Origin of the sequence: Nonomuraea sp. B1E8 (assembly GCF_039871515.1) — a bacterium.
Taxonomy (GTDB): domain Bacteria; phylum Actinomycetota; class Actinomycetes; order Streptosporangiales; family Streptosporangiaceae; genus Nonomuraea.
On the sequence record NZ_JBDPLS010000005.1, the window covers coordinates 322,002 to 342,453 of the forward strand.

At 70.9% G+C, this 20,452-nt stretch carries 16 protein-coding genes and 1 pseudogene; 10 read left to right on the forward strand and 7 right to left on the reverse strand.

The genetic code is table 11. The features are described from left to right. Window positions 1-102 precede the first annotated feature (102 nt). From ABGA98_RS19470 to ABGA98_RS19480, 3 genes and pseudogenes are all read left to right on the forward strand, one after another. Window positions 103-1,083 carry an ABC transporter permease gene (locus tag ABGA98_RS19470; protein ID WP_347619746.1) on the forward strand — a complete coding sequence of 327 codons (981 nt, stop codon included), beginning with the start codon at window positions 103-105 and terminating at the stop codon, window positions 1,081-1,083. Then, window positions 1,076-1,990, forward strand: a complete 915-nt coding sequence (locus ABGA98_RS19475; RefSeq protein ID WP_347619747.1) for an ABC transporter permease — start codon at window positions 1,076-1,078, stop codon at window positions 1,988-1,990. Before ABGA98_RS19470 ends, ABGA98_RS19475 begins: the two co-directional genes overlap by 8 nt. After that, window positions 1,987-4,049, forward strand: a pseudogene (locus ABGA98_RS19480) (ABC transporter ATP-binding protein). The gene ABGA98_RS19475 and the pseudogene ABGA98_RS19480 overlap by 4 nt, the downstream one beginning before the upstream one ends. Before the next feature lie 10 nt (window positions 4,050-4,059). On the opposite strand, the gene ABGA98_RS19485 reads toward ABGA98_RS19480, so the two are convergent. Continuing rightward, window positions 4,060-5,100 carry an NAD(P)-dependent alcohol dehydrogenase gene (locus ABGA98_RS19485; protein ID WP_347619748.1) on the reverse strand — a complete coding sequence of 347 codons (1,041 nt, stop codon included), beginning with the start codon at window positions 5,098-5,100 and terminating at the stop codon, window positions 4,060-4,062. Between the two features lie 96 nt (window positions 5,101-5,196). Here ABGA98_RS19485 and ABGA98_RS19490 point away from each other — a divergent pair, with 96 nt between their 5' ends. From ABGA98_RS19490 to ABGA98_RS19500, 3 genes are all read left to right on the forward strand, one after another. After that, window positions 5,197-5,781, forward strand: coding sequence for a TetR family transcriptional regulator (locus ABGA98_RS19490; RefSeq protein WP_347619749.1), 585 nt, complete (start codon window positions 5,197-5,199; stop codon window positions 5,779-5,781). Continuing rightward, a complete protein-coding gene (locus tag ABGA98_RS19495) occupies window positions 5,778-6,434 on the forward strand; it encodes a TetR/AcrR family transcriptional regulator (protein WP_347619750.1) in 657 nt (218 codons plus the stop codon). Before ABGA98_RS19490 ends, ABGA98_RS19495 begins: the two co-directional genes overlap by 4 nt. 143 nt (window positions 6,435-6,577) lie before the next feature. Next, window positions 6,578-7,483, forward strand: coding sequence for a class I SAM-dependent methyltransferase (locus tag ABGA98_RS19500; protein ID WP_347619751.1), 906 nt, complete (start codon window positions 6,578-6,580; stop codon window positions 7,481-7,483). Between the two features lie 76 nt (window positions 7,484-7,559). On the opposite strand, the gene ABGA98_RS19505 is transcribed toward ABGA98_RS19500, so the two are convergent. The 3 genes from ABGA98_RS19505 to ABGA98_RS19515 form a co-directional block, all read right to left on the reverse strand. Continuing rightward, window positions 7,560-9,065 (reverse strand): serine/threonine-protein kinase, encoded by a 1,506-nt coding sequence (locus ABGA98_RS19505; protein WP_347619752.1) that lies wholly within the window; start codon window positions 9,063-9,065, stop codon window positions 7,560-7,562. After that, window positions 9,055-10,461 (reverse strand): DUF4407 domain-containing protein, encoded by a 1,407-nt coding sequence (locus ABGA98_RS19510; RefSeq protein WP_347619753.1) that lies wholly within the window; start codon window positions 10,459-10,461, stop codon window positions 9,055-9,057. Before ABGA98_RS19510 ends, ABGA98_RS19505 begins: the two co-directional genes overlap by 11 nt. A 156-nt stretch (window positions 10,462-10,617) precedes the next feature. Continuing rightward, a complete protein-coding gene (locus ABGA98_RS19515) occupies window positions 10,618-11,733 on the reverse strand; it encodes an RNA-guided endonuclease TnpB family protein (RefSeq protein WP_347619754.1) in 1,116 nt (371 codons plus the stop codon). 259 nt (window positions 11,734-11,992) lie between these two features. Here ABGA98_RS19515 and ABGA98_RS19520 point away from each other — a divergent pair, with 259 nt between their 5' ends. From ABGA98_RS19520 to ABGA98_RS19530, 3 genes are read left to right on the forward strand one after another with little or no spacing between them, the layout of a single operon-like run. Beyond that, entirely contained in the window at window positions 11,993-13,426 is a 1,434-nt protein-coding gene (locus tag ABGA98_RS19520) for a hypothetical protein (protein ID WP_347619755.1), read from the forward strand. Beyond that, the gene (locus ABGA98_RS19525) at window positions 13,413-14,411 is read left to right on the forward strand and encodes a hypothetical protein (protein WP_347619756.1); all 999 of its coding nucleotides are present in this window, start codon (window positions 13,413-13,415) and stop codon (window positions 14,409-14,411) included. The genes ABGA98_RS19520 and ABGA98_RS19525 overlap by 14 nt, the downstream gene beginning before the upstream one ends. After that, window positions 14,399-16,324 carry a hypothetical protein gene (locus tag ABGA98_RS19530; RefSeq protein WP_347619757.1) on the forward strand — a complete coding sequence of 642 codons (1,926 nt, stop codon included), beginning with the start codon at window positions 14,399-14,401 and terminating at the stop codon, window positions 16,322-16,324. The genes ABGA98_RS19525 and ABGA98_RS19530 overlap by 13 nt, the downstream gene beginning before the upstream one ends. 123 nt (window positions 16,325-16,447) lie before the next feature. Here ABGA98_RS19530 and ABGA98_RS19535 read toward each other — a convergent pair whose 3' ends face one another. Further along, the gene (locus ABGA98_RS19535) at window positions 16,448-17,623 is read right to left on the reverse strand and encodes a DUF418 domain-containing protein (protein ID WP_347619758.1); all 1,176 of its coding nucleotides are present in this window, start codon (window positions 17,621-17,623) and stop codon (window positions 16,448-16,450) included. An 83-nt stretch (window positions 17,624-17,706) separates the two neighbouring features. Between ABGA98_RS19535 and ABGA98_RS19540 the strand changes: the two genes are divergently transcribed. Then, the gene (locus ABGA98_RS19540; RefSeq protein WP_347619759.1) at window positions 17,707-18,315 is read left to right on the forward strand and encodes a TetR-like C-terminal domain-containing protein; all 609 of its coding nucleotides are present in this window, start codon (window positions 17,707-17,709) and stop codon (window positions 18,313-18,315) included. A 6-nt stretch (window positions 18,316-18,321) separates the two neighbouring features. On the opposite strand, the gene ABGA98_RS19545 is transcribed toward ABGA98_RS19540, so the two are convergent. Further along, window positions 18,322-18,921, reverse strand: coding sequence for a DinB family protein (locus ABGA98_RS19545; protein WP_347619760.1), 600 nt, complete (start codon window positions 18,919-18,921; stop codon window positions 18,322-18,324). 42 nt (window positions 18,922-18,963) lie between these two features. After that, a complete protein-coding gene (locus tag ABGA98_RS19550; RefSeq protein WP_347619761.1) occupies window positions 18,964-20,337 on the reverse strand; it encodes a sodium:alanine symporter family protein in 1,374 nt (457 codons plus the stop codon). Window positions 20,338-20,452 lie beyond the last annotated feature (115 nt).

A 20,452-nucleotide genomic window follows, 5' to 3' on the forward strand; every position in this document is an offset into this window, starting at 1 on the left:
CGCCGGGACCGCGCAGCAGTTCATCCGATCGCACGAAGTCGGCGGCCACTTTACGTCCCTCTCCACGAAGAGCCTGCCCGGCCGGTGGACTGCACTGGTCTCGTGGTCACTTACACACTCCGCCGGCTCCTCGTCGCCGTCCCGGTGATCGTGGCGTCGACCTTCACCGTCTTCCTGCTCGTGACCATGGCGGGCGACCCGCTCGCGGGCCTCAAGGGCCGCAACCCGCCGCCGTCGCCGCAGGTGATCGCGGTCGAGGAGCAGCGCCTGCACCTGGACGAGCCGCCGCTGCAGCGGTACTGGACCTGGATCACCGGCGTCGTGCAGGGCGACTTCGGCCCCTCCGTGCGGACCAACGTGGACATCGGCCACGAGATCGCCGCCAGGTTCGGGGTCACCCTGCGGCTGATAGCCGTGGCGGTGCTCCTCGCCCTCGTGCTCGCCGTCGTGGTGGGCGTGATCAGCGCGGTCAAGCAGTATTCGGGCATCGACTACGGGTTCACGTTCGCCGCGTTCCTGTTCCTGTCGATGCCGTCGTTCTGGTTCGCCGTGCTGCTCAAGCAGGGCGGCATCTCCCTCAACAACCTCATCGGCGACCAGGTCGTGTACACGATCGGGGAGAAATCCGTCATCGTCGAGGGCGGCGCCTGGGCCCAGCTGGCCGACGCCGCCGGCCACATGGTGCTGCCGACGATCTCGCTGGCGCTGCTCTCCTTCGGCGCGTGGAGCAGGTTTCAGCGGGCGTCCATGCTCGACGTGCTCAACAGCGACTACGTCCTGTTCGCCCGCGCCAAGGGACTGTCCAGGCGGCGCGTCGTCGTACGCCACGCCCTGCGCACGGCCCTCATCCCCATGACCACCGTCACCGCGCTCGACTTCGCGACGCTGATCTCCGGCGCCGTGATCACCGAGACGGTCTTCCAGTGGCGCGGACTCGGCGAGTTCCTCGTCACCTCCGTCAACCAGCGCGACGCCTACGCGGTGCTCGCCTGGCTGCTGGTGGTCGCGGTCGCGGTCATCGTCTTCAACCTGATCGCCGACCTGCTGTACGCCCTCCTCGACCCCCGGATTCGCCATGAGTGACCACACCGAGGCGGCACCCCGCCCCCCATCGAGCGCTCAGGCGGCCGGCGCGGTGCGCCAGCGCAGCCAGGGCGAGCTGGTGCTCCGCCGCTTCCTGCGGCACAAGGCGGCCGTGATCAGCCTGGCGCTGTTCGCCGCCGTCGTCCTGCTGGCCTTCGTCGGCGGCGCGCTCTGGCGCTACGACTACGCCGACATCACCTCGGCCGTGTCCGTACCGCCCTCGCTCGACCACCCGTTCGGCACCGACAACCTCGGCCACGACACGTTCGCCCAGGTGCTGCGCGGCACGCAACGCTCGATCGAGATCGCCCTGCTCATCGCGTTCCTGGCCGGGCTGGTGGGCACCCTGTGGGGGGCGTTCTCCGGCTACTACCGCGGCATCACCGACAGCGTGATGATGCGGATCGCCGACCTCGTCCTCACGCTGCCGCTGCTGGCGGTCGCCGCCGTGCTGACCCGCGCCACCTCCGGCTCCTGGTGGTTCGTCGCGCTCGTCATCGCCGCCCTCCAGTGGGCGTACGTCTCCCGCGTGGTACGCGGCGTCGTGCTGTCGCTGCGGGAGAAGGAGTACGTCGAGGCGAGCCGCGCGCTCGGCGCCACCGACCGCTGGATCATCTTCCGGCACCTGATCCCCAACGCGCTCGGACCCATCATCGTCAACGTCACCATCCTCGTGGCCGCCGCCATCCTCGTGGAGACGGCGCTGTCGTTCCTCGGCCTTGGCGTGCAACCTCCCGACACCTCCCTCGGCCTCCTCGTCAGCGAGGCCGACACCGCGGTCAGCACCCGGCCCTGGCTGTTCTACTTCCCCGGCGCGTTCATCGTGGTGATCGCCCTGTCCATCAACTTCATCGGCGACGGGCTGCGCGACGCCTTCGACCCGACCCAGCGGAAGGTGCGCGCATGAGCGAACGTGAGGCGGTGCTCGAGGTCGAGGGCCTCACCGTGTCGTTCCCCACCGAGGACGGCCTGGTCCGCGCCGTCCGCGGGGTCAGCTACGAGCTGCGGCGCGGCGAGGTGCTCGGCATCGTCGGCGAGTCCGGCTCGGGCAAGTCGGTCACCTCGATGGCGGTGATGGGCCTGCTGCCGGCCTCGGCGCGGATCGGCGGCTCGGTCCGGTTCCGCGGCCAGGAGCTGATCGGCGCGCCGGACAAGCGGATGCGGGCCCTGCGCGGCGGCCGGATCGCGATGGTCTTCCAGGACCCGATGACCTCGCTCAACCCGGTCTACGCGGTGGGCGACCAGATCGCCGAGGCGGTCAGGGCACACAACGACGTCACCACCGCCCAGGCCCGCGAACGCGCCGTCGAACTCCTCGCCATGATGCAGATCCCCCGGCCCCGCGAACGCGCCCGCGACTATCCGCACCAGTTCTCCGGCGGCATGCGCCAGCGCGTCGTCATCGCCACCGCCATGGCCAACTCCCCCGACGTCATCATCGCCGACGAGCCGACCACCGCGCTCGACGTCACCGTGCAGGCCCAGGTGCTCAGGGCGCTGGAGACCGCGCGGGCCGCGACCGACGCCGCCATGGTGCTGATCACCCACGACCTCGGCGTCGTCGCCGGGGCCGCCGACCGGGTGCTCGTCATGTACGCCGGCCGCCCGGTGGAGCTGGGCGGCGTCGACGACATCTACTACACGCCGCGGATGCCGTACACGCTCGGTCTGATCGGCAGCCTTCCCCGGCTCGACGGCGCCCGCAGGGGCGAGCGGTTGACGCCGATCGCGGGATCGCCTCCGTCGCTGCTCGACCTGCCGCCGGGATGCCCGTTCGCGCCGCGCTGCCCGATGCGCCAGGACCCGTGCGAGACGGCCGAACCGGAGCTGGCCGCCTCCTCCGGCCCTGACCACCTGGCCGCCTGTCACTTCTCCGCCGACCTGGAAGGGCGGCGGCCCGAGGACGTCTTCACCGTGACGTCAGCCGACGACGCCGCTGGAGGTGCGCCATGAGCGGGCAGCCGCTGTTGTCCGTGCGGGGCCTGGTCAAACACTATCCGGTGCGTGGCAAGGGCCTCCTGCGGCGGACGACCGGGGACGTGCACGCCGTGTGCGGGGTGTCGTTCGACCTGCACCGCGGCGAAACCCTCGGCCTGGTCGGGGAGTCGGGCTGCGGCAAGTCCACCACCGGGCGGGCCGTGCTCAACCTGCAACCGCCGACCTCCGGGCAGGTGCTGCTCGACGGCCAGGACCTCGGCGCCGTCACGGCCGCCGGCATGCGCCGCCTGCGGCAGCGCATGCAGATCGTGTTCCAGGACCCGTACGCGTCCCTCGACCCCCGCATGACGGTCAACGACGCGATCGCGGAGCCGCTGCGCATCCACGGCACCTACCGTCAGGACGGGCCGGACCGGGTGCGGGAGCTGCTCGGCAACGTCGGGCTCAACCCCGAACACGGCAACCGCTACCCGCACGAGTTCTCCGGCGGCCAGCGGCAGCGCGTCGGCATCGCCCGCGCGCTGGCGATGCGGCCCGAGCTGATCGTCCTCGATGAACCGGTGTCGGCGCTCGACGTGTCGATCCAGGCGGGCGTGGTCAACCTGCTGGAGGACCTCCAGCGGCAGCTGGGCCTCGCCTTCCTCTTCGTCGCCCACGACCTGTCCGTGGTGCGGCACATCGCGCACCGGGTCGCGGTGATGTACCTGGGCCGCATCGTCGAGATCGGCGACAGGGACGAGCTGTTCGACCGGCCCGCCCACCCGTACACCCAGGCGCTGATCTCGGCCATCCCGGTGCCCGACCCGCGGCGGGAACGGATCAGGGCGCGCGAGCGGATCGTCCTCGAAGGGGACATGCCGAACCCGGTCAGCCCGCCGAGCGGGTGCCGGTTCCGTACGCGCTGCCCGAAGTTCGCGCAGCTCACGACGGACGAGCAGAGCGCCTGCGTCGAGCAGGCGCCCGAGCTGGTCGAGCGCGGCCACGGCCACCCGGCCGCCTGCCACTACGCTGAGGTCGCCGCCGTGTGACGCCCGGCGTTCAGGGCAGGTCGGACAGGTCGAGGACGAAGCGGTAGCGCACGTCGTTGCGTTCGAGGCGGTCGAGTGCTTCGTTGACGCGTGCCGAGGGGAGCAGCTCGATGTCGGCGGCGACGCCGTGCTCGGCGCAGAAGTCCAGCAGGGCGGCGGTTCCTGGCCGGCCGCCGCTGCCCGCGGAGCTGAGCTTCTTACGCCCGACGAGCAGGTCCATGGCCTGCAGGGTGACCTGCCCGAGGTGCCCGACGAGGCTGAGGGTCCCGTCCATGGCCACGAGCCGCAGGTAGGGGCCGAGGTCGTGCGGGGCGGGGATGGTGTCGATGACGACGTCGAACCGGTCGCGCGCCGCGGCCATCCGGTCCGGATCCGTGGAGACGACGACGTCGTGGGCGCCGAGCCGGCGGGCGTCGCCGGCCTTGCCCGCCGACCGGCTGACGACCGTGGTCTCGGCGCCGAGCGCCACGGCGAGCTTGACCGCGAGGTGGCCGAGGCCGCCCAACCCTGCCACGGCGACGCGGGTGCCCGGCCCCACGCCGAGCGCGCTCAGCGGCTCCCAGACGGTGACCCCGGCGCAGAGCAGCGGAGCCGCGGCCGCGGGGTCGAGGCCGGCGGGGAGCCGGTGGGCGAAGCGGTCGCGGACGACGTACTCGCGGGAGTAGGCCCCCAGGGTGGTCGATCCGTCGTGGCGGTCGGTGCCACCGTAGGTCAGGGTCGGGAACGCGTGGCAGAAGTTCTCCTGGCCGGCGCGGCACATGGCGCACTCCCCGCACGCGTCGACGATGTTGCCGACCGCGACGGGGTCGCCGGCCGCGAACCGGGTGACCTCGGAACCGGTCTCGGTCACCACGCCCGTGAACTCGTGGCCGGGCACGACGGACGCGCCGGCCTCGCGGTGGGCGCGGACGGCGTGCAGGTCGGTGTGGCAGACGCCGCAGTGGTCCACGCGTACCGCGATGTCGTCGGGACGCAGGTCGCGCCGTTCCAGAGACGCCCGCCGCAGCGTCGTCACGGGGCCGTCCGCGCGCCATCCCACTGTGGTCCTCATCCGGGACTCCTATAAACAGACTGTTCGGTCTATTTCACGATGACACAGGGGATGTCCGCATAGCAAACCGACTGTTCTGTTTGGTAAGCTCGCGCCATGGCCGACCCGCCCCTGACCTCCCGCGGCGCCGCGACCCGCGGCCGCATCCTCGACGCGGCGACCAGGGAGTTCGCCGAGCACGGCATCGCCGGGGCGCGCATCGAGCGGATCGTCGCGGCCGCACGCACCAACAAGGCGCAGCTCTACGCCTATTTCGGCAGCAAGGAAGGGTTGTTCGACGCCATCTTCTTCGGTTCCCTCGAGCGGATCACCAACGTCGTCCCGATCGACGCCACCGACCTCGCCGACTGGGCCGTGCGCCTCTACGACGAATATCTCCGCCGCCCCGACCTCATCCGGCTGGCCACCTGGGCGCGCCTGGAGCGGCGCCCCGCCGGCCACCTCGTCGACGACACCGACCGCCTCGACGAGCGCAAGCTGCGCGCCATCGCCGAGGCCCAGGCCGCGGGGGCCGTGCGACCGGGCGACCCGTTCGACGTGATGGCCCTGGTCATCGCCATGTCCATGGCCTGGTCGCCGGTCAGCAACGTCTACGCCGCGACCGCCGACGAACCCCCCGGCGCGCACGAGCAGCGTCGCGCCCTGCTGCGCGAGAGCGTCAAGCGCGCCGTGATGACGTGAGCGCGCAGACCGGCGCGGCGACGCCGGCCCTCGGCCGCCGCGAACGCAAGAAGCAGGCCACCAGGGCCGCGCTCCGCGACGCCGCCCTGCGCCTGGCCCTGCGCCACGGCGTCGAGAACGTCACGGTCGAGCAGATCGCCGACGAGGCCGACATCGCGCTGCGGACCTTCTTCAACTACTTCTCCAGCAAAGAAGAGGCCATGGTGGCGCCCGTGTCCGCCGCCGCGGAGCGACTCGTCACCCAGTTCAGGGCCCGGCCGCGCACGGAGTCGGTGTTGCGGGCGTTCCGCGAGGCGGTGCTCATCGTCCTCAACGAGGGCGACGCCGTCAGCCACGACCACATCGAGGCGCTGCGGCTCATCCGGCGCGAGCCGTCGCTGATGCCCCAGCAACTGGCCGTGCTCGCCGCCCAGGAGAAGACCTTCGCCGAGGCGATCGCCGAACGCGTCGACCCCCCGGGCCGCGACGGCTACTATCCGGCCGTGTGCGCGGCCGCCGTGCTGGCGGCGCTCCACGTCGTCCTGGACCGGTGGCTCGACCAGGCCGCGGGCCTGGACCACGCGTCCGCCACGGCCCTGCTGGGTCAGCAGTGCGACGCCGCCATCGCCGAACTCGCCGCCGGCCTGGACCGCCCCGGCTCCACCACCCCGTAAGACTTCACGAGCACGTCACGCTCGCGTGTGCGGTGCCGGACTTCCGCCCTGTGGAAATCCCACTAAATCATGATTTATTACACGTGATACGTTAAATGGGTCGTTTGTCCCTGTAGTGACACAGTCACCCAGAAAGGCAAAGTGTGCGAGCAGACGATCAGATCACTGACCGGAAGCTGGAAAAGGCCGACTTCAACGACATCTACGATCGTCCAGACCCCCGGGCGTACTTCGACCGCCTCGGCAGCTTGGACTACACCGTCCCCCACCACGGGCAACGCGTCTTCCTCAAGGTGCTCGACGCGCTCGACGTGGACTCCCCGACCGTCGTGGACCTGTGCTGTTCGTACGGCGTGAACGCGGCGCTGATGAAATGCGACCTCACGCTCGACCACCTCTACGACCACTACACCGACGACCAGGTGGCCCATCTGGCCCCGGAAGAGCTCGCCGACGAGGACCGCACCTTCTACCGGAGCCATCGACGGCAGGCGGCTCCCCGGGTGATCGGGCTTGACACCGCCTCGTCAGCCGTCGACTACGCCGTACACGTGGGGCTGCTGGACGCGGGAGCGTCCGACAACCTGGAGCAGAACGACCCGTCGCCCGAGCTGGCGCAGATCGTCGGCGAGGCCGACCTCATCACGGTCACCGGCGGCATCGGCTACATCACCGACCGGTCGATCGACCGGCTGCTCGACTGCACGTCCCCCGACCGCCGTCCCTGGTTCGCCGCTCTGTGCCTGCGGACGGTCGACTTCACCCCCGTGGCCGACACGCTCGCCCGCCACGGGCTGATCACGGAGCAGCTGGACAACACCACCTTCCCGCAGCGGCGGTTCGCCGACGACCTGGAGCGGGAGTTCGCCCTGCGGTCGCTGGCCGAGCAGGGCCTCGACCCCACCGGCAAGGAAGCGGACGGCGAGTACCACGTCAACGTCTTCCTCTCCCGTCCCAGCGAGGACGTCGCCGTCGCGCCCATCAACGCGCTCCTGGAGCACCTGGCCCCACCTGACAGCGCCGCCGCCCCGAACCACCTGCCCAGCTGAGCCCGCCACCCGGAGGCCGCCGCCTGCACGGCCTCGGCCTCCGGTCACACCCCGGCCGGACCGCTTCTCGGTCGCCTCAGCCGGCGAGCCGGCGTGCCACGTCCTCGCGGATCCCCGACGGCAACAGGGGCACCAGGCCGGCGCGGCAGGACGGCGGGGTCTGCGCCAGCAACCCGGCGATCGTGGCAGGCGGAAGGCGGCTCAGCGCCTGAGCCGCCGGGTCCTTCTGCATCGCGGTGACGGCAAGGCCGGTCTGCCGGGTGTCGATGCCGGCCATCGCCTCGATGGCCGCCGCCGAATGCCGATCGTGCATCTGGCCCAGCACGAGCCCGCGGTGGTGGGCGTTCATCGCGAGGACCACCCTGGCCACCAGGCGCGGGTCGCGTACCTGGGTGAGCAGCCAGCCCGCGCGGGACGGGAGCAGCATCTGGAGGATCGTCGCGCTCTTCGCCGCCTGGCGGCACATCTCCTCCACCGCGGCGGTCGTGAACAACCTCCACCGCTCGGCGAGCAGCACCGCCGCCTCGTCGGGAGGCAGGGTGAGGATCAGCGAACCCCGCTCCGCGTCGCCGGCGTCCGCCAGCGCCCGGCGTACTCGTCGCGCCGCCACACCGGCACCCGCTCCCCCGCCATCGCCTGCACCGCCCTCGGAGACGCCTCTGCCGTCGGGAACGCCGCCGTTCGCCCGTGGCGCCTCGTCCTCCCCGGGCGGCCGGGACGACCGGAGAGGACGGGGTGGCGTTGTCGTGGAGGCACGCGACGACCGGCGCCGTACGGTGCCGGGATCGCCCCTGGCGGCCCCTTCCAGCTGCCGCGCCAGCTCGTCGGCGGTCATCCGGTTGGCCGGGCTCTTGGCGAGCAACCGGTCGAGGGTCGGCTTGAGCCGGACCGCCCTGGTCATGGGGTCCGGGGGCGAGGTGAGGATCGCGAACCTGGTGGCCTCCTCGGTGCGCCTGTGGAAGGGCGGGCGTCCTTCCAGGGCCGTGTAGAGGGTGGCCCCGAGCGACCACAGGTCGGCCGCCGGACCCACCGGCGTGCCGCGTATGCGCTCGGGGGCGATGAAGTCGGGGGTGCCGATCACGTGGCCGAGCATGGTGATGCGCTCGTGACCCTCGATGGTGGCGATCCCGAAGTCGACCAGGACGACCGCGCTGGAGGCGGTGATCAGGATGTTGTCCGGCTTCACGTCGCGGTGGAGCACCCCCACCGCGTGCGCGGCGGCGAGCGCGTCGAGCGCCTGGGCGCCGATGCGCGCCACGGCGGGCTCGGCCAGCGGCGACCTCTTGATGAGCGCGCCGAGCACGGTGCCCTGGACGTAGTCCATCACGATCCACGGGCCGTCGGGGGCGTCGAGCACGTCGTGTACGCGGACGATGCCGGGGTGGTCGATCCTGGCCAGCGCCTGCGCCTCGCGTTCGGCCCGCGCCTTCAGCTCCGGCAGGCGCCCGACGTCCGCACGCACCTGCTTGAGCGCCACCACCCGGTCGAGCTTGTCGTCACGGCCGCGCCAGACCCATCCCATGCCGCCGCTGCCCAGGGGCGCCTCGATGACGAACCGGCCGGCGACGCGCTTACCAATCATCGTTCAGCCCGGCGTACTCGGCCCGCCCGCCGGTCGCCGTCCGTGCGGCGCGGTCGTCGCGGAGGTCGCGCAGCGCCTCGTCCTCGAAGCTCCTGGTCACGTTGTCCTCCTGCCGCGGCGGCGGGTACGGCGTGCCGGCGTCACGGAAGGTGTCACGGGAGGTGTCGCGGAAGGCGTCGTGGGAGGTGTCCGTACGCGGATCCTCCGCGGTGTACGGCCGGGTCGGGCCGTCCCGCCTGGCGCCGCGCGCGAGCCGCCTGTCGGCCTCGTTGATCTGGTCGATGGCGTCGTTGACCTCCTGCTTCTCCAGCGCCGCCACGATCGTGTCGTAGCTGCCGGGCCGCTGCATGAGCTTGACGAGGATCGGCAGGCACTCGATGAGCAGGATGAACAGGAACAGCAGGAGCCTCGCCGTGCTGAGGGTGGCGTTGTCCCGCGAGACCCTGCTGAGCGCCTCCAGCCGCAACATCAGGCCGTCGGACCCCGTGATCTTTTGGGCGAAGCCGTTGCGGAGCCCGGCCTGCTGCTCGGTCAGCTTGTCCAGCTCGGCCTGCACGGCGCGCAGGTCCTGCTCCGCCTGGGTCAGCCTGGTCGCCTTTCCTGCCTTCTGGGTGTCGCTGAGCTGCTGCCTGCGCTGCTCGATCTGCCCGTCGAGGTCCTTCGCCCGGTCGCGGGCCGTGATGTACGCCTCCTCCGCCGCCTTCGCGAGCGGACCTCGACCCTTCTTCGCGCACTTGGGCGGCCCGATGTACAGCTGGCACTGCCATTCCTGGTAGGCCTTGTCGCGCTGCTTGACGGCCTGGGCCCGCGACTTGGTCAGCTCCTGGACGCGGGGGTCGGCGGCGGGGTCGAGCGGGCTCTCACCGCGGGAGACGATCACGGCTTCCAGTGCCGTGGCCGACTTCTCCAGCTCGGCGATGCGCCGGCCGGTCTCGCCCGCCTGCTGCGCGCGGGTGAACGCGTCGGTCCGTTCCTGCTGGATGTCGACGATCTCGGCGTCGATCTCGGGCTTGAAGATCTGCAGGACCAGCGGCGTGGAGATGACGGCGCCGAGCAGCAGCGCGAGGAGCACGCGGGGCAGGGCGAGCCAGAAGCGCCGTCCGCCCTGGGCCGGCAGGGACGTGACGAGCCACCGGTCGAGGCTCAGGATCGCCACGCCCCAGACGAGGCCGATGAGGACGGCGAGCGGCGCGAACACCTTGAGCGCCGAGGCGAGGGCGAACGTCATGGAGATGGCGGCGACGCAGGCTGTGGTCAGGATGGCGCCACCCATGCCGTGGAATCTGGCGCGCTCTCCCCTGCACCTGTCCAGCACTTCGGGACGCGCACCCGACAAGACGATCAACCATCTACCGACCACACGCCACCCCGGGGGGAAAGGGACAGGACGCCGCACAACCTATCCCGTGAGTAATCCACTGACTACCTTGACATCATCCCCCTCCCGGAACGAGGGGGATTCTCACGGTTGCCCGTGAGGGTTCCTGCTTCACCGCCGGTTGCCCGCCCGAGAGGACTCTCGTTGAGGTCTTACACCAGCTCCACAGGCGTTTCAGCTCTCCGCCAGCCCGGCGGCGAGCACGTTCTGGGCCGCGTTGACATCCCGGTCATGGACCGCACCGCAAGCGCAGGTCCATGCGCGGATGTGCAGCGGCATCCGGTCGTGCAGGGCCCCGCACGCCGAGCACAGCTTGCTGGAGGGGAACCAGCGGTCCACGGCCACGAGCCTACGCCCGTACCAGGCCGCCTTGTACTCCAGCATGCCGCGCAGTTCCCGCCACGACGCATCAGAGATGGCGCGGGCAAGCCTGCGATTCTTGATCATGTTGCGGACGGTCAGGTCTTCCACGGCGATCACTTGGTTCTCGCGAACAAGCCGGGTGGTGACCTTGTGCAGGTGATCCCTTCTGCGGTCGGCGATGCGGGCATGGACCCGCGCTACCTTGAGCCGGGCCTTGGCCCGGTTGTTCGAGCCCTTGGTCTTGCGGGCCAGTGCCCGCTGCGCTTGGGCCAGCCTGCGCCGATCGCGACGCTCGTGACGCGGGTTGACGATCTTCTCGCCGGTGGACAGCGTCGCCAGCGCCGTGATACCAGCGTCCACACCCACAGCCGCGGCAACCGGCGCAAGTGGCTCGATCTTCTCCTCAACGAGGACGGACACGAACCAGCGCCCGGCCGCGTCCCTGGACACGGTGACCGTGGACGGCTCGGCTCCTTCCGGCAGCGGGCGCGACCAGCGGATGTCCAGCGGCGTGTCCATCTTGGCCAGCGTAAGCGTGCCGTCGCGCCAGCGGAACGCCGAGCGGGTGTACTCCGCGCTCGCGCGTGCCTTCTTCCTGCTCTTGAAGGTGGGGTATTGGGCGCGCTTGGCGAAGAAGTTCGCGAACGCCGCCTGAAGATGGCGCAGCGCCTGCTGCAACGGCACGGACGCCACCTTGAACAGGAAGTCGTAATCGCCGCTGCGTTTCCACTCGGTCAGCTTGGCCGACGACTCCACGTAGGAGACGCGACGACCGTGCAGCGTGTAGGCGCGGGTGCGTTCTTCCAGGGCTTTGTTGTAGACGAGGCGGACACAGCCGAACGTCCGGGCAAGCTCGTCGGCTTGGCCGGGGGTCGGGTAGAAGCGGTACTTGAACGACCGCTTCACTATTTGCGCCACGCCTCCCATTCTATCGCCAGCCCTCGTGCATGTGTTCGAAATAGTGGCCCGTCCACAAGCCTTATTCCTCCACACCCAAGGGTGGAGGATTCCTCAAGCACATCCGATAACTTATAACAAGAGAATGAATTCTACTCGCTGAAGTCTCATTCACCAGCCCGGGTCGACCTATCAGAAAACGGACAAAAGATGACCAACTACATATTTCACCATTGGTGCTGAACAGGGTTAGTCGCCGAACAGGGTCTTGAAACGGGCGGGGAGATTCTTGCACCATTTCGCAGAGGGCGGGTTGCGTGGCGAGCTCGCCGATCTGATCGTCTCATTCAGGGAACGGCTGGCCGTCGTGGAGATCGACGCTGCCGGCATACGTGTCTTCGAGGTCCGCGCCGACGAGGTCGGCACGGCCCACCACACGCGCAGAGCCTCCGCCAAGTGGTCCACCCTGACCGCCTCGGGCGACGAGGTCTTCGACGCGGTGCTCCGGGTCGCCCGCGATCTCATCTCCGCCGACGAGACCGATCCCGTGGTGGTCGCGCGCTCCGCCGGCGGGTACGAGCAGGAGGCGGCGGTGCGCGCGCTGCTGCAGTGGCGCCCGTCGGCCCGGCTCGTCGAGGCGCCGGGGGTGAAGGTCGGGGAGCTGCTCGGCGAGCTGACCGCCGGGGCACCCCTGCGCCAGACGTACGACCTGATCGTGGCCAGGGAACGCGCGGGGGACGGCAGGCTCGAACTCGTGGGCCGGCGGCTCTTCGGCGCCGGCGCGCAGCCCGGCGACGAGGCCCACGTGACCGTCACGTGCACCGACGCGGGCGGCATGGTGCTCGCGGTCTCCGCCTGGTCGGGCCCGCTCCAGCCGTCGGGGCTGGTGTCGGCCGACCACGCGCCGCTCCCGCCGGGGCGGCACCCGTTGCGGGCGGTGCTGGAACGCCCCGGCCTGGTCCGCTTCCCCGAGGTCCCCGGGCTCCGGCCGGACACGCGCACGTGGGAGGAGATCGTGGCCACCCTGCCGGATCGGCTCCAGCGCCCGCCCCGGCCCGCGCACCTGGTGTGCGCCATCGAGACGGCGGGCACGAGGGAGGAGTTCGAGGCCCGCTGCCACTGGGCCGGCTACGTCATCGACCTGCTCGCCGAACGCTGCCCCGACCTCCGGCAGCTCAAGGTGTCCGTCATGGGATACGGCACCCACGTGTACGACACCAGGCGCGCGGACCGCAGCCGGCCGGCCGTCGCCGCCTGGTCGGCGTCCACGGCGCAGGCCCGCGCCGCCCTCGAATCCCTGCGGCCCACCGCGCCGACCTACCCGAACGCCGCCCAGGTCGAGGACATGCTCGCGGAGGTGCGCACCCGGCTGATCCAGCAGCCGGGGAGCACGCGCACGGCGCTGCTCACCATCGGGGCGCGGCCCCCGCACCCTCCTCGGTCCGGCCTCGACCGGGTGCCGGCCTGTCCCGCGCGGCACGACTGGCTGGCGCTGCTGCGCGACATGGAGCAGCACCACGGACTCCGGAGCGCGGTCATCTGCGACAGTCCGCCGGCCACCTCCACGTCGCCCTGGCACCGGCTCGGCTCGACCGCGTTGTTCCAGGTGGACGCGGTCAACGCGGAAGAGCTCGCGGTCCGGCTCGGCCTGGTGACCGAGCCGGCGAGGGTGCTCTCCCTTCCCTTCGTCTCCCAGAGTGAGGACAGCGGTGGCCGACACTGACTCCGTCCCTGACGATCCCGAGCGCGGCCGGGAGCCCGACATCGCGATGTGGGGAGCCTCGGGCAGCGGCAAGACCGCCTTCCTGGCGGCGCTGAGCATCGCACTGAACAAGTCCCGTGACGCCGGCTGGAGGCTCATCGGCGAGAACGCGGTGTCGCGGACAGAGCTGGCGAAACTGCGCAACACGCTGCTGCAGGCGCGTACGTTCCCCGCCCCCACCGAGGCCCTCACCCACTACAGCTGGATGATCATCGGCCCGGCGGAGACACGCCGGCGATGGTGGTGGCCGTGGACGGCGCGCGCGGCGAAGGCACCGAAGATCAAGCTCGACTTCCTCGACCTCCGAGGCGACCTGTACGCCGAGTCGGAGTCGAACATCGACAAGAAGGCCCTGGTCGACAGCCTCGTCAAGAGCCGCGGGCTGATCTACATGTTCGACCCCGACCGTGAGGCCCGGGTGGGCGACGCGTTCAAGCACCTGGACGCCGCCCTGCACGAGGTCGCCGGCCGGATGCTCGTCGGCGACGAGTACGAGGACGGCAAGCTGCCCCACCACATCGCGGTATGCATCACCAAGTACGACGACCCCCGGGTGTTGCGGATCGCGATGGAGGAAGGGTTCACGGAGCGGGACCCCACCGACGAGCTGCGCATCCCCCACGTGCCCCCCGAACGCGTCCGCGACTTCTTCCGGCTGCTGTGCCACGAGGCCCACGACCACAACACGGAGATGATCCTCGACCTGATCGAGGCGTTCTTCCACGAGGACCGCATCAAATACTTCGTGACGTCGTCGGTCGGCCTGTTCATCGACGAGGAGCTCGGCCGCTTCGACCCGGACGACTACCTGAACGTCATCGACAACGCCGGCGGCGGGCTGACGATCCGGGGCGCCATCCGCCCCATGAACGTCATGGAGCCCGTGCTCTGGCTCGGCCGGATGCTCCGGCCCGGCGCGATCGGGAGCAGGCGATGGGACGGCTGACCGCGCACTGGGCGATCCTCGGCAAGACGCCGGAGAGCCTGGACGACTACGGCGTGATCCGCTGCAGCGCGGGGGCGATCTCCCACGCGGAGTTCGGCATGTGGCTCAAGGCGTTCACCTCCGGCACCATGGAGCCCAAGGCCCTGCCCCGCGTGGCGACCAGCTACTTCGCCGCGGGCGGCGAGCCGTGGCTGGGGTTGTCCCTGCAGAGGGAGCCCGACTCCCAGGACGGCTTCCACCGCCCGTACGCGATGACGTACTCCGTCTGCGTGCGCTGGGCCGACGTGATCGCGGGGCCGAGCGCGGTGTCGTACCGCGCCCTGTACGAAGCGCTGGCCGGGGAGGACTTCTCCGGCGACGCGCCCTTCCGGCTCTCCCTCGCCGCCTACGACGAGCGGCACCTCGCCGCCCAGGTGAACGGCACGGCGCGGCGGGCGGCGGCGCTCCTGCTCACCGGGCGGCCCGTCTGCGTGGTGCGGGCCGGCCACCTCCCGCCGGAAGGGCGGCTGGACTTCCTCGACGCCGTGGCCGCACTCCTCCCGTACGGGTTCCGCCACACGCTGGCGGTCTCCACCTGGACCAACAGCGCCTCCCGGCACCGGATCCGGCTCTCCTTCGCCGAGGTGCCGCCCACCCACGGCGCGTGGGAGCTGCCCTGGGAGGCGGATGACCGGCCGGCGTCGTTCCCGCCCCAGGCGCTGCTCTACGAGAAGGAGCTCGAGCGTTATCAGGGTGACGACCTCCGCGCCCTGATGGGGTGGCTCGGCACCCTGGTGGAGCCGCGCGACTTCGACGACGTGTCCGACCGCGCGGCGGCGTCCAGGCTGCTCCGCGGCCATGCCTCCGACGGGGTCACGGCGTACGGAGGGCAGCCCGTCGTACGCCCGCCGAGGCCTTCGGTGGAGCAGTTGCTGCACCAGTGCCGTGAGAGCATCGCGCACGCCGAGGAGCAGCGGCTCGGCGCGCTCAACGTGCAGTTGGCGGAGCGGGCCCGCGACCGGGTGACCGACCAGGACCGCAAGACGTACCGGGTGTTCATCAGGGCGAACCCGATCCGCCCGCCGGAGAGGCTGAGCGGTTCGGCCGTCGTGCGCGACTTCTTCGAGATCCTGCTGCGGCTGCTGTACGCGGCGCCGATGCACGCGGCCGACGTCGAGGAGATGCTGGTCGATCTGGGCGGCCAGCGCCGCCTGGAGCACGGGCTCTCCCCGGCGCTGCTCGCCGCGATGAGCAAGCTCCTGCCCGCGAGCGCTCCCTCGGGCAGGTTGCTCATCGCCTGCCTCCAGGGCTCCGAGCACCTGCACAAGGTGCTCGCCGTCATGTCGGAGGACGAGCTGTGCCACGTCGCCGTCCGGTCCCGCAACCGCAAGGTGCTGGAGATCGTGATCACCGAGGCGGACCGCCGCGCGCTGCCCACCGATCCGCGGGGCATGGAGGCCGTCAGGTACGCGCTGGCGCGCCACCGCTACCTCATCGAGGCGATCAGCTCCATCTGCGCGGCCGAGGAGAGCGTGCTCCGCTACCAGGACGTGCTCTGGGTAGGCCACCGCCGCTATCTGACGTCGGCCGACATCAAGGAGATCCTGGCGGACCTGGACAGCCCTCCCCGGACGTTCCTGCTCGCGATCATGACCCTCGGTGCGCCGGGGACGGCCCCGGCCCTGCTCCACACCATGGCCGGCGGCACGATGCGCGAGCTGAGCTTGACCGGAACCCCCGTCGCCGACGCCGTCAGGGCCGGCCTCGACCGGATGCTCTCGCGGGACGGCGGCGGCGACGGCCGGATGGCGCGCTCCCGCCGGCGCACCGGCCTGGGCCGGCTGGCGCCGGCTTCCACGCTCGGGAAGGCCCTCGCCGGCGCCTCGATCGTGCTCGTCGCCGCCGCCGCGCTCGCTCTGTGGTTGTGGCTCTGAACGCTCGGCGCGCTCGCAGATCCGCAGCCGCGGCCAGGTGGCGGTGTCGCGCAGCAGCCTGCGGTCGTGGGTGGCCAGGACCACCGCGGCGGTATGTGAGCCGCCGCCGTACCGGCCGCCGGTTCAGCGGGCGCCGGGGTAGGTCAGCCGCCGCAGCGCCGTCTCCGCCGGCCCGCGCCGCCCCGTACGCGACAGCGCGGCGGCCAGGACCACGGTCCCGAGCCACGTGAGCACGGCGATGCCGGACGCGGCGGCGTCGCCAACGTGGGTGGCGAGCCCGCCCAGGTACGGCGTGAAGATGGCGACGAAGACCACCGACTGGAGCAGGTAGCAGGTGAGCGACCACTGGCCGCAGGCGGCCAGCGCCCTGGTCACGGTTCCGGTGGAGCGCCGCCTGCCCTGGGCTGCGACGAGCCCGACCAGCGCGGCGTACGCGAGCCCGCCGGCGATGCCGGTCACGCTGTGCAGGGCGTACGCGGAGATGGCGACCGCGTCCGTGGGGCTCCAGAGTTGCGTGTCGACCAGCGTCAGCGGCACGGCGCCTGCGACCGCGATCAGCGTGCCGACGGCGGCGACCCGCGAGAGCAGCGCTCGGTGCAGCGCCGGCTCGTCCAGCAGCCGGCGGCGGGCCGCCCAGATCCCGAGCAGGAAGGCGGGCACGACGCTCACGGCGAAGTAGGTGGGGGTCATCCCGGTCCAGCCGATGATCCGCGTCAGGGCCGCCTGGAGCGGGTCGGCCATGGCGGCCGGCGTGTCGCCCTTCTCGGCGGTCACGGTGAGCAGCCCGAACAGGGCGAGCACGACGACGTGCAGGACGGCCGCCACGCCGGCGGCCCAGAACAGGGCACGGTCGCTGCGCCGTAGAAAGCCGACGAGCACCAGCCCGACCAGCCCGTACGCGCCGAGGATGTCGCCGAAGAACAGCAGGAGCGCGTGGCAGAAGCCGAACGCCAGCAGCCACAGGCTCCGGCGGCGCAGCACCCGCCGCACCTCCGGCCAGCTCTGCCCGGCGCTGAGCCGCCGATCCGCCAACTGGACCAGGCCGTAGCCGAACAGGGCGGCGAACATGGGCAGCGCGCGGCCGTCCACCAGGAGGATCTGCACCCCGGCCACCACCCGGTCGAGGGCGCCTCCGTCCAGGGTGTAGCCGCGGAAGCCCGTGGCGTGCCCGGACAGGTACATGTGCGCGTGCGCCACCGCGATGAGCAGCAGCATGACCCCGCGCGCGAGGTCGGGGGCGAGGGATCGCCGGGCGAGCGGGACGGCGCCCTGGGCGAGGGCCGGAGCGGAGATGGACATGAGTGATCCCCAGACTCTAGATACACGACTGTAGCTTAACTACGCGAGTAAGATACAGCCCTGTAGCCAAATGAGGGAACAGCATGGGTGAGAGCAACCGCCGGACGCGGCGGCGCGGCCAGGAGCTGATCAACGCCATCCACGCCGCCGTGCTGGAAGAGGTCCTGGAGGTCGGCGTCGGACGGCTGACCATGGAGGGCATCGGCAGGCGCGCGGCGGCCGCCCGCACCACGCTCTATCGTCGCTGGGCGGATCCGATCGAGGTGCTCCTCGACGCCCTCTATCACTCACATCCGGTCGAGGAGCCGACCCTCGCCGCCGACGACCTGCGCGGCGACCTGATCCGGTCGCTCCAGCTCATGGTCACGTGGACGCTGAGCCCGGCCGGCCGCGCGGTCGCCGCGATCCTCACCGACCCCAAGGGCGCCGCGAAGATCTCCGACGCCATGTTCGAGAGGGTCTTCGCCCCGCGAGGCGGCACGTTCACCAGCACGGTGCTGCGCCACTACGCCGAGCGCGGTCACTTCCCCGCCGCGCGGATCACCCCGGTGGTGGCCGACATCGGCGAGGCGCTCGTCACCAAACGGCTGATCGACGGGGCGCCTCCCACGGACGCCGACCTGGCCGACATCGTCGACGAGGCGATCCTGCCGGCGATAGGGCTCGCCGATCACCTCGCCCAGGACCGCTGACCCACCTCACCTGGCGGACCGCCGGCCCGCCTCCCGCGCGACCTGCTCCAGCCGGCCACGGTAAGCCTCCCACCACGCCTGGTCGCCCTGCGGCAGGTTGTCGTTCCCCCGCTGCATCCCGGCGGCCCCGTCGATCAGCTCGCGGACGATGTCGGCGTGGCCGGCGTGCCGGTTGGTCTCGACGATCATGTGCGTGATGATCCGGTGCAGCGTCACCTTGCGACGCCCCTCCGCCCACCACGGCACCTCTCCGGCCGCGTCGAGCGCCAGCGCGTCGATCGTCGCGTCGGAGTGGGCCCACACCCGGTGATAGAGGCCCACGATGTCCTCGCGCGACTCGTCAGCGCTCGCCCACATGTCGGCGTTGGGCTCGGCGTCCTCCGCCATCCACGGCAGTGGCTCGGGGAACGGCCGGGCGAAGACGCCTCCGAGATAGCCCGCCTCCGTGCCGGCGACGTGCTTGACCACCCCCAGCAGGTTGGTGCCTGTGGGCGTCAGCGGGCGGCGGACGTCGTAGTCGGACAGGCCGTCGAGCTTCCACAGCAGGGCCTCGCGGGCACGCTGCAGGTAGAAGCGCAGATCCGACTTCAGTTCGAGATCAGTCATGCGTGCATCCTGGCAGCCGGCTCAGACAGCGCGCACACCCTTTTACCGCGGCTCGACGGCGGACATCTTCTCCCAGTCGGGACGGTTGAAGTAGGCGCGGGTCTCCCGGACGACGAGCCCGGAGAGCAGGAGGAGGCCGATGAGGTTGGGCAGCGCCATGAGACCGTTCATGATGTCGGACAAAGTCCACACGGTCTGCAGCTCCAGCACCGTGCCGACGAAGATCAGCACGATGAACAGCAACCGGTACGGCACCACCGCTGCCCTGCCGAAGAGCCGGTCCATGCAGCGCTCGCCGTAGTAGGCCCAGCCGAGCAGCGTGGAGAACGCGAAGAAGACCAGGCCGATCGTCACGACGATGCCGCCCCACTGGCCGGGCAGCCCGTGGCTGAAGGCCGAGGTGGTGAGCGGCGCGCCGGTCTCGCCGCTGCGCCAGACGCCGGTGACGATGATGGCCAGGCCGGTCATGCTGACCACGACCAGCGTGTCGATGAACGTCTGGGTCATCGACACGAGCGCCTGCCGCACGGGCTCGTTCGTCTTGGCCGCCGCCGCGGCGATGCCACCGGTGCCGAGGCCCGACTCGTTGGAGAAGATGCCGCGGGCCACGCCGTACCGGATGGCCAGCAGGATGCCCGCGCCGGCGAATCCGCCGGTGGCGGCGGTGCCGGTGAAGGCGTCAGTGAGGACGAGGGCCAGCGCCCCGGGCAGGTTGCCGATGTTGGCGATGATGATCCACAGGGCGCCGATGATGTAGAAGACGATCATCACGGGGACGAAGGCGCTGGTGACCGCGCCGATGCTCTTGATGCCGCCCAGGATGACGACCGCGGCGAGCACCGTGATGATCGCGCCGGTCAGCCACATGGGAACACCCCACTCCGAGTTGACCGCGTCGGCCACGCTGTTGGACTGCACCATGTTGCCGATGCCGAACGCCGCGAGCGCGCCGAAGACGGCGAACAGCACGCCCAGGGTCGCGCCGAACCTCCCGCCCACCCCGTAGGTCAGGTAGAACATCGGGCCGCCGCTCTGCTCGCCCTTGGCGTCGGTACGGCGGAAGCGCACGCCGAGGAACGCCTCGGAGTATTTCGTCGCCATGCCGACCAGCCCGGTCACCCAGATCCAGAACAGGGCGCCAGGGCCGCCGAGGTTGATGGCCGTGGCGACGCCCGCGATGTTGCCGACGCCCACGGTGGCCGCCAGGGCCGTCGACAGGGCCTGGTAGTGGGAGATGTCGCCCACGCCCTCGGCTTCCTTGCGCCGGATGAGCGCGAGCCACAGGGCGTAGAAGAGTTTGTGGAACTGCAGGCCGCGCAGCATGATCGTGAGATAGAGGCCCGTCAGCAGGAGCAGGGGGATCAGCAGGAACGGCCCCCAGACGAAGTCCGAGATCGCGGACAGAAGGTCTTGCACCCCAAGCTCCTCACGCTCACATGTGCAGGGAGATCCGTCCCCCACATAGCTGACAAACGAATCTCACTCATTATGTCTACGTAAGTCATGAGCGCGCACGGACGCCGGGGCCAGG

Coding starts and splice junctions, on each gene's coding strand:
- ABGA98_RS19475 (WP_347619747.1), top strand. CDS start 1,076: ATGAGTGACCACACCGAGGCGGCACCCCGCCCCCCATCGAGCGCTCAG.
- ABGA98_RS19485 (WP_347619748.1), bottom strand. CDS start 5,100: ATGAGGACCACAGTGGGATGGCGCGCGGACGGCCCCGTGACGACGCTG.
- ABGA98_RS19490 (WP_347619749.1), top strand. CDS start 5,197: ATGGCCGACCCGCCCCTGACCTCCCGCGGCGCCGCGACCCGCGGCCGC.
- ABGA98_RS19505 (WP_347619752.1), bottom strand. CDS start 9,065: ATGATTGGTAAGCGCGTCGCCGGCCGGTTCGTCATCGAGGCGCCCCTG.
- ABGA98_RS19515 (WP_347619754.1), bottom strand. CDS start 11,733: ATGGGAGGCGTGGCGCAAATAGTGAAGCGGTCGTTCAAGTACCGCTTC.
- ABGA98_RS19530 (WP_347619757.1), top strand. CDS start 14,399: ATGGGACGGCTGACCGCGCACTGGGCGATCCTCGGCAAGACGCCGGAG.
- ABGA98_RS19535 (WP_347619758.1), bottom strand. CDS start 17,623: ATGTCCATCTCCGCTCCGGCCCTCGCCCAGGGCGCCGTCCCGCTCGCC.
- ABGA98_RS19540 (WP_347619759.1), top strand. CDS start 17,707: ATGGGTGAGAGCAACCGCCGGACGCGGCGGCGCGGCCAGGAGCTGATC.
- ABGA98_RS19545 (WP_347619760.1), bottom strand. CDS start 18,921: ATGACTGATCTCGAACTGAAGTCGGATCTGCGCTTCTACCTGCAGCGT.